This is a genomic window from Sulfitobacter sp. IGS-18 (genome assembly GCF_059628195.1).
The window spans coordinates 24,491-37,162 of sequence record NZ_JCAQIH010000002.1 but is presented as its reverse complement, the minus strand read 5'-3'; the positions used below and the strand labels follow the sequence as shown (position 1 = coordinate 37,162).

General features: G+C 63.8%; 13 protein-coding genes. 5 read left to right on the top strand and 8 right to left on the bottom strand.

Annotated elements, in window-relative coordinates; genetic code table 11:
* From ACWNZ3_RS18330 to panC, 4 genes are all read left to right on the top strand, one after another.
* Nucleotides 1-1,566: an L-aspartate oxidase gene (locus ACWNZ3_RS18330; protein ID WP_496902149.1), complete on the top strand. Its 1,566-nt coding sequence runs from the start codon at nt 1-3 to the stop codon at nt 1,564-1,566.
* Nucleotides 1,563-2,411, top strand: a complete 849-nt coding sequence (gene nadC / locus ACWNZ3_RS18325; protein WP_496902148.1) for a carboxylating nicotinate-nucleotide diphosphorylase — start codon at nt 1,563-1,565, stop codon at nt 2,409-2,411. The genes ACWNZ3_RS18330 and nadC overlap by 4 nt, the downstream gene beginning before the upstream one ends.
* Before the next feature lie 105 nt (nt 2,412-2,516).
* The gene (gene panB / locus ACWNZ3_RS18320) at nt 2,517-3,341 is read left to right on the top strand and encodes a 3-methyl-2-oxobutanoate hydroxymethyltransferase (RefSeq protein WP_274575774.1); all 825 of its coding nucleotides are present in this window, start codon (nt 2,517-2,519) and stop codon (nt 3,339-3,341) included.
* Entirely contained in the window at nt 3,342-4,229 is an 888-nt protein-coding gene (panC, locus tag ACWNZ3_RS18315) for a pantoate--beta-alanine ligase (protein ID WP_269360952.1), read from the top strand.
* 12 nt (nt 4,230-4,241) lie between these two features.
* Here panC and ACWNZ3_RS18310 read toward each other — a convergent pair whose 3' ends face one another.
* From ACWNZ3_RS18310 to ACWNZ3_RS18290, 5 genes are all read right to left on the bottom strand, one after another.
* Nucleotides 4,242-5,396 carry an HPP family protein gene (locus ACWNZ3_RS18310; RefSeq protein ID WP_496902147.1) on the bottom strand — a complete coding sequence of 385 codons (1,155 nt, stop codon included), beginning with the start codon at nt 5,394-5,396 and terminating at the stop codon, nt 4,242-4,244.
* Between the two features lie 129 nt (nt 5,397-5,525).
* Nucleotides 5,526-6,782: an NAD(P)/FAD-dependent oxidoreductase gene (locus ACWNZ3_RS18305; protein WP_496902146.1), complete on the bottom strand. Its 1,257-nt coding sequence runs from the start codon at nt 6,780-6,782 to the stop codon at nt 5,526-5,528.
* A 12-nt stretch (nt 6,783-6,794) separates the two neighbouring features.
* The gene (locus tag ACWNZ3_RS18300) at nt 6,795-7,526 is read right to left on the bottom strand and encodes an amino acid ABC transporter ATP-binding protein (RefSeq protein WP_496902145.1); all 732 of its coding nucleotides are present in this window, start codon (nt 7,524-7,526) and stop codon (nt 6,795-6,797) included.
* Nucleotides 7,523-8,179, bottom strand: coding sequence for an amino acid ABC transporter permease (locus tag ACWNZ3_RS18295; RefSeq protein WP_269360958.1), 657 nt, complete (start codon nt 8,177-8,179; stop codon nt 7,523-7,525). Before ACWNZ3_RS18295 ends, ACWNZ3_RS18300 begins: the two co-directional genes overlap by 4 nt.
* Before the next feature lie 67 nt (nt 8,180-8,246).
* Complete coding sequence (locus tag ACWNZ3_RS18290) at nt 8,247-8,984, bottom strand: substrate-binding periplasmic protein (RefSeq protein ID WP_496902144.1); 738 nt, start codon at nt 8,982-8,984, stop codon at nt 8,247-8,249.
* Nucleotides 8,985-9,228: 244 nt separating this feature from the next.
* Between ACWNZ3_RS18290 and ACWNZ3_RS18285 the strand changes: the two genes are divergently transcribed.
* Complete coding sequence (locus tag ACWNZ3_RS18285; RefSeq protein ID WP_274575769.1) at nt 9,229-9,840, top strand: cupin domain-containing protein; 612 nt, start codon at nt 9,229-9,231, stop codon at nt 9,838-9,840.
* A gap of 109 nt (nt 9,841-9,949) precedes the next feature.
* On the opposite strand, the gene ACWNZ3_RS18280 is transcribed toward ACWNZ3_RS18285, so the two are convergent.
* From ACWNZ3_RS18280 to ACWNZ3_RS18270, 3 genes are read right to left on the bottom strand one after another with little or no spacing between them, the layout of a single operon-like run.
* Nucleotides 9,950-11,005: an ABC transporter ATP-binding protein gene (locus ACWNZ3_RS18280; protein WP_496902143.1), complete on the bottom strand. Its 1,056-nt coding sequence runs from the start codon at nt 11,003-11,005 to the stop codon at nt 9,950-9,952.
* Between the two features lie 29 nt (nt 11,006-11,034).
* A complete protein-coding gene (locus ACWNZ3_RS18275; RefSeq protein ID WP_269360965.1) occupies nt 11,035-11,835 on the bottom strand; it encodes an ABC transporter permease in 801 nt (266 codons plus the stop codon).
* Entirely contained in the window at nt 11,832-12,671 is an 840-nt protein-coding gene (locus tag ACWNZ3_RS18270) for an ABC transporter permease (RefSeq protein WP_496902142.1), read from the bottom strand. Before ACWNZ3_RS18270 ends, ACWNZ3_RS18275 begins: the two co-directional genes overlap by 4 nt.
* Between the last annotated feature and the right edge of the window lies 1 nt (nt 12,672).

Here is a 12,672-nt window from a genome sequence, read left to right as displayed (position 1 = left end):
ATGACCCCAATCGACACTCCCCGCGTCCTGATCGTCGGGGCCGGCCTGGCGGCGCAATATGCGGCGCTACGCTTTGCCCCGCATCCCGTCCTGATGATCTCGCCCGAGCCTCTGGGCTCCGGGGCATCGTCGGCCTGGGCGCAGGGCGGCGTGGCGGCGGCGATGGACCCTGCAGACAGCGCCGCGGCGCATGCGCGTGACACGGTACTGGCCGGGGCGGGGACCGTGGATGCCAAGGTGGCGCAGGCGGTCACGGCCGAGGCGCGGGCGCATGTCCTCGACCTGACCGGGCTGGGCACGCCCTTCGACCGGGCTGCAGACGGCGCTTACATCCTGTCGCGCGAAGCGGCGCACAGCTTTGCCCGTGTCGTGCGGGTGCGGGGCGATCAGGCCGGGGCCGAGATCATGCAGGCCCTGACCGCGCAGGTCCGCGCAGCACCCCATGTGCAGGTGCTGGAAGGCGTGATGGCCACCGGGCTGGTGGTTGAGAATGGCCGCGTGCGCGGCGTCAAGGTCGCGCGTTGCTCGGGCGGGCTGTCGCGCTCGGTTGCGCTGCGCGGCGCGGCGGTGCTGCTGGCCGGGGGCGGATCGGGCGGGCTCTATGCGCTGACAACCAACCCGCCGCGCATCCGTGGGCAGGTGCTGGGCATGGCGGCGCGGGCGGGGGCAGTTATCGCCGATGCGGAGTTCGTGCAGTTCCACCCCACCGCCATTGCCGGAGGTCCCGACCCTGCGCCGCTGGCGACCGAGGCGCTGCGCGGCGAAGGCGCAACGCTGATCAACAGGCACGGCGAACGCTTCATGCGGGCGGCACATCCGGACGCCGAACTGGCACCGCGCGACATCGTGGCACGCGCCGTCTTTGCCCAGACGCAGGCCGGGCTGGCCCCGGCGCTGGACACGCGGGCGGCCCTTGGCGCTCGCATTCTGACCGACTTCCCGGCGGTTGCCGCCGCCTGCCGCGCATCGGGCCTCGACCCGGTGACGCGGCCGATCCCGGTGGCCGCTGCCGCGCATTACCACATGGGCGGGATCGCGACGGATGCCGAGGGGGCGAGCACCCTGCCCGGTCTTTGGGCCTGTGGCGAGGTCGCCTCGACCGGGTTGCATGGCGCGAACCGGCTGGCGTCGAACGGGTTGCTTGAGGCACTGGTCTACGGACGACGTTGCGCGGATGCGATAGCAAAAGGGCTGGACGCGGGTGATGCCGCACCGGTTCTGCTGCCCGACCTCGCCCCGGCCGGGGAACCTGATCCGGCGCTTGTCGCCCGGTTGCGGCAGGCGATGACCGAGGGCGCCGGCGTGATCCGCAACGGTGCCGGCCTGCGCCGAACACTTGACACGATTGCCGCGATCGAGACCGCGCAGCCCGGCTGCGACGCCCTGCTGAACATGACCGCAACCGCCACGCTGATCGCCGCCGCCGCCCTCGCCCGCAAAGAAAGCCGGGGGGCGCATTTCCGCTCGGACCATCCCGAGGTCCAGGGCGAAACCGGCGAGAGATCCTTCTTTACGCTTGCACAGGCGCGACAGATCCGCGCCCAGGCCCGAAAGGAGCCCGCATGAATACCACCCCCCTGCCCGACCTGATCCTGGAACCGCTGGTCCGCGCCGCGTTGCTGGAGGATCTGGGAACCTATGGCGACATCACCACCCGCACGGTGATCCCGGCAACGACACGCTACACGGCAAGGCTGAATGCGCGCGAGGCGGGCGTCGTCTCGGGCCTGCAGGTGGCGGCGCTGGCCTTCCGGCTGGTCGATCCGTCGCTTGTGGTTACGGCACACAAGACCGACGGCGACGCGATCCGGCCGGGCGATCTGCTGATGGAGATCGCGGGCGCCGCGGCCTCGATCCTGTCGGCTGAACGGGTCGCGCTGAACTTTGCCGGGCGGCTGTCGGGGATCGCGACGATGACGGCATCCTTTGTGGCGGAAACGAAAGGCACCGCGACCCGCGTGACCTGCACCCGCAAGACCACCCCCGGCCTGCGGCTGGTCGAGAAACAGGCGGTGCTGCATGGCGGCGGGTTCAACCACCGTTTCTCGCTGTCGGACGCGATCCTGATCAAGGACAACCATATCGCGGCGGCGGGCGGCATTCGCCCGGTGCTGCAGGCGGTGAAGGCGCAGGCCTCACATATGGTGCGCTGCGAGATCGAGGTCGACCGTCTGGACCAGCTGGCAGAGGTGCTGGACGAGGGTGGTGCCGATGTCGTTCTGCTGGACAACATGGACACCCTGACCCTGCGCGAGGCGGTGGCGATGACAGCCGGGCGTCTGGTGCTGGAGGCCTCGGGCAACATGCGGCTGGACCGGATCGCCGAAGTCGCGGCGACGGGCGTCGACTACATTTCCTCCGGGGCGCTGACGCATTCGGCGCAGACCCTGGACCTGGGGTTGGATTTCTGAATTGAAAAGAAAACGCCTTTCTTTGCGCAACAATATTACGCTGCGGTTGCACAATGGACCGTGACGCCGTATGTCCCAGCCCGAGCGCCCAGAGAAAGGACTCAGATGAGCCAATCCGCCCCCCAGAAGGCCCTGACCGCCAGTGACATCCGCGCCCGAAAGGGCGGCACGCCGCTGGTCTGTCTGACCGCCTACACCACGCCCGTCGCCCGGATCGCCGATGCGGAATGCGATGTGGTCCTTGTCGGAGACAGCGTCGGCATGGTGCTGCATGGCCTGCCCTCCACCCTGCCGGTCACGCTCGAAATGATGATCCTGCACGGCCAGGCGGTGGCCCGCGGCCTCGAACGCGCGCTCATGGTGGTCGACATGCCGTTCGGGAGCTACGAGGAAGGGCCCGCCCAGGCCCTGCGCAGCGCCGCCCGGATCATGGCCGAGACCGGCGCCGGGGCGGTCAAGCTCGAAGGCGGTCGTCACATGGCCGAGACCATCCGGTTCCTCACGGACCGGGGCATTCCGGTGATGGCCCATATCGGTCTGACCCCGCAGGCGGTGAATGCCCTCGGTGGTTACCGGGTACAGGGCAAGGGCGAGGACGCGGCGCGCATCCTGCAAGACGCAGCCGCAGTGACAGAGGCCGGCGCTTTCTCCATCGTGCTGGAGAAGGTCCCCGCCGCCCTCGCCGACCGGATCACCGCCGACCTGCCGATTCCGACCATCGGCATCGGTGCCTCGGCCGGATGCGACGGGCAGATCCTCGTGATCGACGACATGCTTGGGCTCTTCGACGACTTCAAGCCGAAGTTCGTGAAACGCTACGCCCAGCTTGCCACCGATGCCCGTGCCGCAGTCCGCGACTATGCCGCCGAGGTCCGCGCCCGCGAATTCCCCGCCGCCTGTCATATCTTCACCGATGAAGGAGCCGAATGAATGCAGATCATCCGCCACAAGGCCGCGCTCCGCGCCCTGACCGAGACCTGGCGCCGCGCCGGCGAGACCATCGGCGTTGTCCCCACCATGGGCGCGCTGCACGCCGGGCATCTGAGCCTCGTCGCGGCGGCGCGGGCGGGAACCGATCACGTCATCGTCACACTTTTCGTGAACCCCCGCCAGTTCAACAACCCCGAGGATCTTGCAAAATATCCCCGCACCGAAGAGAGCGACGCCGAGAAACTCGCCCCCTTCGGCATCGACGTGCTTTACATTCCCGAGCCTGGTGAAATCTATCCCGAGGGCTTCGCCACCACGGTCTCCGTTTCCGGCGTCAGCGACGGTCTTTGCGGTGCCACCCGGCCCGGCCATTTCGACGGGGTCGCCACGGTGGTGACCAAGCTCCTGCTCCAGACTGACGCGGACCGTGCGTTCTTCGGAGAGAAGGATTACCAGCAACTGCAGGTGGTGAAGCGTCTTGCGACCGACCTTGACCTGAAGACGGAGATCGTCGGCTGCCCCACCATCCGGGAGGACGATGGCCTTGCCATGTCGTCGCGCAATCTGCGGCTCGGAGCCGGACCGCGTGAAACGGCACCGGTCATCGGCCGTGTTCTGGCAACCGCAGCGAAGGCCATCGCCCGGGGCGAAAACCCCGCGCAGGCCCTTGATACGGCAAGGGAAGCCCTGCTCTCTGCCGGCTTCGACAGCATCGATTACCTCGAACTGCGCAGCGACCCTGACCTTCAGCTGATGACAAAGGCCGACCGTCCCGCACGTCTTTTCCTGGCTGCCTGGCTGGATGGTGTCCGGCTGATCGACAATGTTGCCGTTGCAGGCCGCCAGAAAGTCGAGAGTTCGGAAGATCAACCGTTCGAGCCGGCCTGAGCGAGGCAGTCTTCACGCGGCGCCGCCCTGCAGGCTTGATCGTGCGAGGGCGGCAATCAGGTCCGTCCGCGTTACGATCCCGACAATCCTGCCCCTGTCGAGGACCGGAACCGCATCGACGTCGCCATCTGCCATCATCGGCAGGAGCACCGCGACCGGGGTCGTCGGTATCGCCCGTGGCCCGGCGACGCTCATGATGTCCAGGGCACGAACCGGCTGCGCGCGGTCCCGGTCAAGCAGGCGCCGCAACGCGGCGAGGTAGCCGTGATTAAGTCGAAGTGCATCCTCCCGCGCGCGGGCAATCAAGTGCATCTGGAAGATCACGCCAAGATAGCGCTCCTCTGACCCTGTCACGGGAAGCGCCGTGAAACGATGACGCCGGAACAGGTCGGCGACCTCGGAGAGCGGCGTGTCCGGGGCGATGGTCACGAGGTTGCGTGACATGATGTCGGTCGCGAGAAGCGGACCTGTCCGATGCGTGGCTGCCTGCATCTCGGCTGCGCCGATCAGCCGCGCGAGATCCTCGACCCCAAGGTTGAAGGACTGGCGATAGCGCCCCAGCAGGTCCGTCAGTTCGTCTTCGGAAAGCCCGATGCGATTCACCGGATCGGGATCTTCGGTGCCATGGCGGCCTGGCTCTTCGAATTGGCGGAACGGATAGCGACGGCCGGTGAGACGGGCATAAAGCGCGGCCAGGACAACCAGCAAGACGGTGCCCGCCGCGACGGGGGCAAGTGCAAACCAGAAACCCAGACGCTCGACTGCTTCCGGGCTCATTGCGGCGGTCATGGCGACGGCGCCTGCTGGCGGATGCACCGCCCGACACAGGATGGTAACCGCGATCGCCAGCCCGACCGACAGAGCGATCCGGAGCACCGGATCCGTGATCAGGAGACAGACCGCCACGCCGACCAGCGCCGCAAGGGTGTTGCCCACCACCGCCGACCACGGCTGCGCCAGCGGGCTGTTTGGCACCGCAAAAAGCAACACCGAGCTCGCGCCGAACGGGGCAATCAGGTAGAGGCCAAGCGTCAGGTCAACTGCTGGCGACAGCAGAAACAGACCCGTCACGCCAAGTCCGACCAGAGCCCCCACCCCGGCACGGATCGCCTCGACCATCGAAGTCCCGGCCACCGCCGGACCAAGAGCACGGAACAGGGATGTCATGAGAGCCGCCTCATCTGTTTTGCCTAAATTTTCAGCAAGATGTGAAAGACGCAAGCGCATCTGTCCATAGGCCCTTTGCCGGGTCCGTTTCTGACGCGCTTTCCTGCAACAGCTGTGATGACGGGCGAGTTACCGGTCCAGCGCGTCGCGCAAACGGTAGTAGTGAATGCCGAGGCTGCCGTAAATCCGGTGCAGCGCATGCAGCGGCAGCGTGCGAATGGCCGGGCTTGGCGGAATGGGAAGCGGCGTGCCCTGCGCCAGATGCGCCGCCATGGCTTTGCCAAGCGAAACCGACAGCGCGACGCCGCGACCATTGAAACCGGTCGCCGCCAGAAGCCCCGGCGCCGGCGCACAAAGCCGGATGCGGTGATCCGGGGTCATGCCGACCCGCCCGAACCAGCGGTGCGTGATCTCAAGGTCTGTGCCAAAAAGTGCTGCAATCTCTGCTTCGATCCGCGCGAATGCATCCGCGCTCTGCGGATCGGCAAAGCCGCCGCGCCCGCCCAGCATCAGGCGATTCTGCGGACCGATGCGGAAATAGGTGCCGACCCGGCGCGTCTCGGAGACCACCTCGCCGCCGGGCAGAATGCGCGCCAGTTGCGCGGCACTCAGCGGCGCGGTGGCGACCTGGAAGCTGTTTGCAGGCACCGTGGCCCGCGCGAGCCGTGGCTCAAGCGCGGCGGGCGTGTAGACATTGCTGGCAAGGATCACCTGATCTGCCGTGATCTGCGCGCCGCCGGGAAGCCGGGCCTGCCAGCCCGCGCCGCTCCGCATCAGGCCGGTTACCGCTGTCCGGGCAAAGACCCGCGCGCCCGCCGCTTCTGCAGCCTGCGCCAGCCCGCGTGCCAGCTTCAACGGATGGACCCGCCCGGCGCGCGGATCGCGCCAGCCGCCAAGGAACCCGCGCGCGCCGGTCACCTGTGCCATCGCTGCGGCGTCCAGCCAGTCAGCGGCCACGCCACGCGCCTGCCATTGCCGCATGCGCGCCTGCAAGGTGGGCAGATGCACATGGCGGTTTCCGGCCTGAATCCAACCGCCCTGCACCGCGTCGCAATCGATCCCAAGCCGCGCCACCAGCGCAAAAAGCGTGTCCGCGGTGCCACCGGCAAAGGCTGTGGCCTCGGGCCCCCAGAGCCGGTCAAGCGTGTCAGGATCATCCTTCAGCCCCGGGATCACCTGCCCGCCGTTGCGCCCCGAAGCGCCGAAACCCGGCTCCTGCGCCTCAACCAGCACGACATCCGTTCCGGCCTCGGCCAGATGCAGCGCCGCCGACAACCCCTGAAAGCCACCGCCGATGACCAGGACATCGCAGCGCAGGCTGTCATCCAGTGACGCAAAGGTTGGTGCCGCGGGGGCGGTATCGGCCCAGATGGATTGGAATGCCATGTCAGGCTCCGTTCAGACGGGGTGGGTAACGCGGCGCAGAAAATCCTGCGTCCGCGGATGCGTTGGCTTCGACAGCACCGCCTCGGCGCTGCCATGTTCGGCGATGCGCCCCTGGTCAAGAAAGATCACGCCGTCGGCAACCTCGCGCGCGAACTGGATCTCATGGGTGACGATCAGCATGGTCATGCGCTCCTGCGCCAGGTCGCGCAGAACCGACAGCACCTCGCCGACCATTTCAGGGTCAAGCGCCGAGGTCGGCTCGTCAAGCAATATGGCTTCGGGGCGCATGGCCAGCGCACGCGCGATTGCGACGCGCTGCTGCTGCCCGCCGGACAGGGCGGAGGGATAGAAATCCATCTTTTCGGCCAATCCGACGCGGCGCAGATGCTCTTCGGCGCGGGCACGCACCTCGTCGCGGTTCTCGCCCAGCACATGAATTGGACCTTCCATCACGTTCTGCAGCGCGGTCATGTGCGGGAACAGGTTGAAGCGCTGGAAAACCATGGCAACGCGCGTCCGGATCGCATGGATCGACGAGGCATGGGCGTTGACCGTCTCACCGTCGATGCTGATGCGCCCGGACTGGTAATCCTCTAGCCCGTTGACACAGCGCAACATCGTCGACTTGCCCGAGCCCGAGGCCCCGATCAGGCACATGACCTGTCCCTTGTCGACCTCGGCGTCGATGCCCTTGAGCACTTCGTGCTTGCCAAAGGATTTATGGACGTTCTCGAAACGGATCATGTCGCGGCTCCCAGCTTGAGTTCGACACGGCGCATCAGGATGTTCAGCGGGATCGTCAGGCAGAGGTACAGTGCCGCAACCATGGTAAAGACGGTCATGTTGTCGAAGGTCGACGAGGCCAGCATCTTGCCCTGCATGGTCAGTTCGGCGACCGAGATCACGGAGACCTGGCTGCTGTCCTTGAGCAGCATCACCATGTTGTTGCCATAGGGCGGCAGGGCGATGCGAAAGGCCTGCGGCAGCACGATGCGCCGCATCATCTTGCCGTGTTTCATGCCGATGGATTTCGCCGCTTCGACCTGCCCGCGATCCACCGCCTCGATCCCGCCGCGGAAGGTTTCACCGATATAGCACGAATAGGTCAAAGCCAGGCCCACCACCCCGGCCTGAAAGGCGGTCAGGTCGAGCCCGAGTTCGGGCATCACGAAATAGATGTAGAAGAGCACCACGAGGATCGGGATGCCGCGCAGGAATTCGACGATGTAGCGCGCAGGCAGGCTCAGCCAGCGGGTGCCCGAGCTGCGCATCAGCGCCCAGACCAGCCCAAGCGCCGAGGCAAGAACAAGCGACAGCAGGGTCACGGCAACGGTCTGCCACAGTCCGGTGGTGAGCAACGGCAGATATTCCTGGATCCGCTCAAAAAGGGGGGACATGGACGTCTCCTGTCAGAAAGTCATGGGCCCGGCGCGATGACCGGGCCCGAAAGATATCGCAAAGGGCTCAGAGGCCGTATTTAGCGAAGATCTCGGCCAGCTCACCGCTCTTGTCCATCTCGGCGATCGACGCGTTCACCTTTTCCAGCAGCTCTGGATTTTCCTTCGACACGGCCAGCGCGACTTCGCCCGTGCCCATGGGGGTATAGCCTTCGACCAGTTTTACCCCGAGGTTCGGGTTCTGCGCGATCTGGTAGGCGATGATCGGCTTGTCGCCGAACCCTGCCTTGATCCGGCCAAGCTGCACGTCGCGCATGATATCGACGAGGCTGTCGTAAAGTTTCACCTCGCTGAAGATCCCTTTGGCCTGAAGCTGGTCTGCAAAGGTGGTGCCGATCTGCGCGCCAACGACTTCGCCCGCGAAATCGTCAAGCTGGTAGATCCCCGCGTCGTCCGCTTTGACAAAGGCCACGTCGCCGTAGCTGTAAACCGGAGTCGAAAAATCCACGACTTCCTTGCGTTTGTCGGTGGCGAACATGCCCGCCGAAATGACGTCGATCTTGCCGGTCTGAAGCGCGGGGATCAGCGCAGAGAACTGGGTGACCGCGAAATCCGGTGTCATCTGCAGGTCTTCGGCGATGGCGGCGGCCAGGTCGACCATGGCGCCGGTCGGTTGCTGGGTGGCGGTGTCAACGAAGGTGAAGGGCACGCCGGTTGTGGTGACACCTACGGTCAGGTCTTCAGCCTGGGACTGAGCAGCGCAGAGCGCGAGCGCCCCGGCAATGGCAAGCGAACGGAGTTTCATTGGCAATCTTCCCTGTGTCTTGCGTCACGCTTGACGCCGGAGCGGGGTGACGCGGTTTAAATCCGTTCTTCACGATAATGAAGAAATATACATATGCAACCAATATTGCTGAAAACCTTCACTTGAGTGAAAAATCTGTGTTTGAGTTCGGTTTTTAATCGTTTTTTCTTCAGGAAGCGGGTAAGCAGAAGGATACTGAAGGGCAAAATCGCCCGCTTCCGTTCACCAAGATGAAGAATCGCCGATGACCTCAGCCGAAAATGAAGCAAAGCTGCTTTCCGACCCGATGAGCGGGATGGACGACACCTCTCTGGGAGAGGCGGTGCGGCAGGCGCGCAAGGGGCGCGGGCTGTCGTTGCAGATTGTGGCCGAGGGGGTCGGCATTTCGACCGGCTTGCTGAGCCAGATCGAGCGCGGCATTTCTTCGCCCTCGATCCGCAACCTCAGGGCAATCTGCGAGGTGATCGGCATTCCCTTTCTGTCGCTTTTTGCCGACGCTGACAGCGCGGACCGCGAGACGGGGATCATCGTTCGCGAAGGGCGCCGGCGTACCGTCGACTTTGGCGACAAGGGCATGGTGAAGTCCTTTTTGACCGCACATGACGACGGGGCCTTGCAGGTGATGGAGATTGTCCTCGACCCGGGCGGCAGTTCCGGGGAAGAATCCTATGCCCATGAAGGCGAGGAATGTGGCGTCGTGCTGTCCGGAAAGCTTGAGCTATGGGTCGAGGATGACCGGTTCGTGCTGGGGGAAGGCGATGCCTTCCACTTCGAAAGCCACCGTCCGCATCGCTTCCGCAATCTCGGCAATGAGCAGGGCCGCGTGCTCTGGGTGACAACGCCGCCCGTCTGGTAGGTTGCCTGCGCCCCGGCTAGGGTTTGAAGGCATGTACAGAAACTGAGGATCGGACCGCTTCCTCCTGAAGCCGATCCACCAAATGGCGGAACTGCATCAGCAAAACATATCAGCTCGACAGGACCTTCAACTCGGTCGGGCTCCAGCTGACACTCACTTGATCGCGCTCTGAAAACACCACTTGGGTGTCGGTTGCCTTGACGTCGAGCACTCTGCCGCCTTGCAGCCGGACCCGATACCGCACCGTTGATCCCAGATAGACGCTGCCGACAACCTCACCCCTCACCCCGGCAGCCTGCTCCGGTTTGCCGACGCTGATGCATTCGGGCCGGATCATGACCTCAAGGAAGTTGCCGTCCGAAGCGGTCGGTTCAACGATATCGAGATCAATACCGTCCTCGGCAGAGAGAACCATTGCCCCATTGCGCTTTTTTACGGTGCCCCGGAAAATATTGTTCGCGCCGAAGAAATTCGCGATGAACTCGTTTACCGGTTTGGTATAAATTGCGCGTGGATCGCCAACCTGTTCGATCCTCCCCGATTTGAACACCGCGATCCTGTCGGAGAGCGACATCGCCTCTTCCTGATCATGGGTGACCATGATCGTGGTGATGCCGATGGTCTTTTGAAGTTCGCGCAATTCGAACTGGAGCTCCTCGCGCAGATTCTTGTCGAGCGCGCCGAGCGGTTCGTCGAGCAGAAGGATCGACGGCTGGAACACGATGGCGCGCGCAAGGGCGACGCGCTGTTGCTGCCCGCCTGAAAGCGCTGCCGGTTTACGGGCGGCATAACCCGACAGCTTCACCCGATCGAGCGCTGTTTTCACCTGTTCGCGAATGACGCTCGCCGGCTCTCTGCGTACCCGAAGCGGAAACGCGACATTGTCGAACACGGTCATATGCGGGAAGAGTGCGTAGCTCTGAAAGACGATGCCGATATTCCGGTCCGCACTTGATACATGTGTGATGTCCGAACCACCGATCAGGATACGCCCTTCGTCAGGCGTGCCGAGGCCGGAGATCATGTTCAGCAATGTGGTCTTGCCGGAACCGCTCGGGCCCAGCAGTGTCAGAAATTCGCCCTCCGACACCGCAAGATTGATTTCGTCCAATGCGACAACGTCGCCATAGCGCTTTGTGATCGAGTTGATTTCAACGCGTGCCATCTCTTATTGCTCCTTGGTCCGCATCCGGGCTAGGCCCGGTTGTCCGCGGAAAGTCTTGCAGTGAATCGTGCCGTGACGAGCAGCAGCAGCATGCTGCCCGCGATCAGCAGGGAAGCCACCGCCGTGATTGTCGGGTCGATTTGTTGTTGAAGCTCGGTGAACATCTTTTTCGGTATCGTGACGTATGTTCCCGATACGAAGTAGGTCAGAATGACCTCATCGAAACTGATGACAAACGAGAATACCCAGGCAACGAACAGGGCTGGATAGATGTTCGGAATGACAATCGAACAGATGATCCTGGGCCACTTCGCCCCAAGTGACCGGGCGCTCTGCTCAATGCGGACGTCGAAGGCGCGGACCGCGCCACTGACCACCGTGATCACAAAGGGAATCGCCACAAGTGCATGACCAATCACCAATCCGGCAAAGCTTCCCAGCATGCCGATCTTGGCGAGTGCGAAATAGAGCGCGATCGCAGTAATGATATGCGGGATGATCATTGGCGCCATGAAGTGCGCATCCAGAAACAACGTCCCCGGGAGGCGTCCTCTTACCAGGCCATAGGCCGCCAGTGAGCCCAATGCGACCGCGATGATGCTCGAAGCCAGGGCAAGCTGAAGTGACGTCAGCATGGCCTCGACCCAGATCGGACTGCTGATGAAATGTCGATACCATCGCAGCGACAGCCCCTGCGGCGGAAACTCCAGCGTACTCGACGCGGAAAAGGACATCGGTATGGTGATCAGGATGGGCGTGCAGAGGAAAATGAAGACCAACGCACCGCAAAGCGGCACGAAAATGCGTGTCTTGCCACCGGAACCGCTCATGTGTTGGCCTCCTTTTGCTGGGACGACGACATCCCAAGCAGCTTCTTGTAGAAAAAGTAGAGAAGGACGGTGATCAGCAGCAGCGTGCTCGACAGGGCGGCAGCGAGTTGCCACTCCGAAATCACATTGATGAAGCTGTCCAGTACGGTGGCCACCATCGGCACCCGGTTCCCGCCAAGGATCGCGGGGGTTACGAAGAAACCCAGCGTCAGGATGAAGACAAGCATTGAACCGGCCGCAAGAGCAGGCAGGGTCAACGGAAAGAAGATTTGCCAGAAAACCCGCAATTCGCTTGCACCCAGCGAACGCGCAGCGGCCAGCAGGCGACCGTCCAGCCCGGACATGGCGGCGTAAAGCGGCAACACCACGATGGGAAGCAGTACGTTGACCGTCCCGATGAGGATCCCGACTTCGTTATAAATCAGCGAGACCGGCGCATTGACGATGTTCAGCTCAATCAGCGTGCGATTGATCAGCCCGTTGTTTCCCAGGATGACGATCCATGCATAGGTACGCGCGAGGATGCTGATCCAGAACGTCATGCCGACGGTGCCCAGAAAGAACATCCGCCACCGGGCCGATTGCATCGTGTAGATCCAATAGGCGAGGATATATCCAAACAGGCCGCACAGAACCGCGGTCGCGAAGGCGATCTTGAACGTGATGACAACAACGCGGAGATAGACCGGCGTCGCGAACAATTCGCGAAAGGCGCTTAACCGGTCCGCCGGATTGTCGACGCTCACCAGAAGCATGCGCAGAACCGGAAGGTCGAACGCGAAGACGACAAAGCACAGGAGCGGCAAAAGATACCCCCACCGCCCCGCTTGTTTCATG

Coding starts and splice junctions, on each gene's coding strand:
- ACWNZ3_RS18330 (WP_496902149.1), top strand. CDS start 1: ATGACCCCAATCGACACTCCCCGCGTCCTGATCGTCGGGGCCGGCCTG.
- nadC (WP_496902148.1), top strand. CDS start 1,563: ATGAATACCACCCCCCTGCCCGACCTGATCCTGGAACCGCTGGTCCGC.
- panB (WP_274575774.1), top strand. CDS start 2,517: ATGAGCCAATCCGCCCCCCAGAAGGCCCTGACCGCCAGTGACATCCGC.
- panC (WP_269360952.1), top strand. CDS start 3,342: ATGCAGATCATCCGCCACAAGGCCGCGCTCCGCGCCCTGACCGAGACC.
- ACWNZ3_RS18310 (WP_496902147.1), bottom strand. CDS start 5,396: ATGACATCCCTGTTCCGTGCTCTTGGTCCGGCGGTGGCCGGGACTTCG.
- ACWNZ3_RS18305 (WP_496902146.1), bottom strand. CDS start 6,782: ATGGCATTCCAATCCATCTGGGCCGATACCGCCCCCGCGGCACCAACC.
- ACWNZ3_RS18300 (WP_496902145.1), bottom strand. CDS start 7,526: ATGATCCGTTTCGAGAACGTCCATAAATCCTTTGGCAAGCACGAAGTG.
- ACWNZ3_RS18295 (WP_269360958.1), bottom strand. CDS start 8,179: ATGTCCCCCCTTTTTGAGCGGATCCAGGAATATCTGCCGTTGCTCACC.
- ACWNZ3_RS18290 (WP_496902144.1), bottom strand. CDS start 8,984: ATGAAACTCCGTTCGCTTGCCATTGCCGGGGCGCTCGCGCTCTGCGCT.
- ACWNZ3_RS18285 (WP_274575769.1), top strand. CDS start 9,229: ATGACCTCAGCCGAAAATGAAGCAAAGCTGCTTTCCGACCCGATGAGC.
- ACWNZ3_RS18280 (WP_496902143.1), bottom strand. CDS start 11,005: ATGGCACGCGTTGAAATCAACTCGATCACAAAGCGCTATGGCGACGTT.
- ACWNZ3_RS18275 (WP_269360965.1), bottom strand. CDS start 11,835: ATGAGCGGTTCCGGTGGCAAGACACGCATTTTCGTGCCGCTTTGCGGT.
- ACWNZ3_RS18270 (WP_496902142.1), bottom strand. CDS start 12,671: ATGAAACAAGCGGGGCGGTGGGGGTATCTTTTGCCGCTCCTGTGCTTT.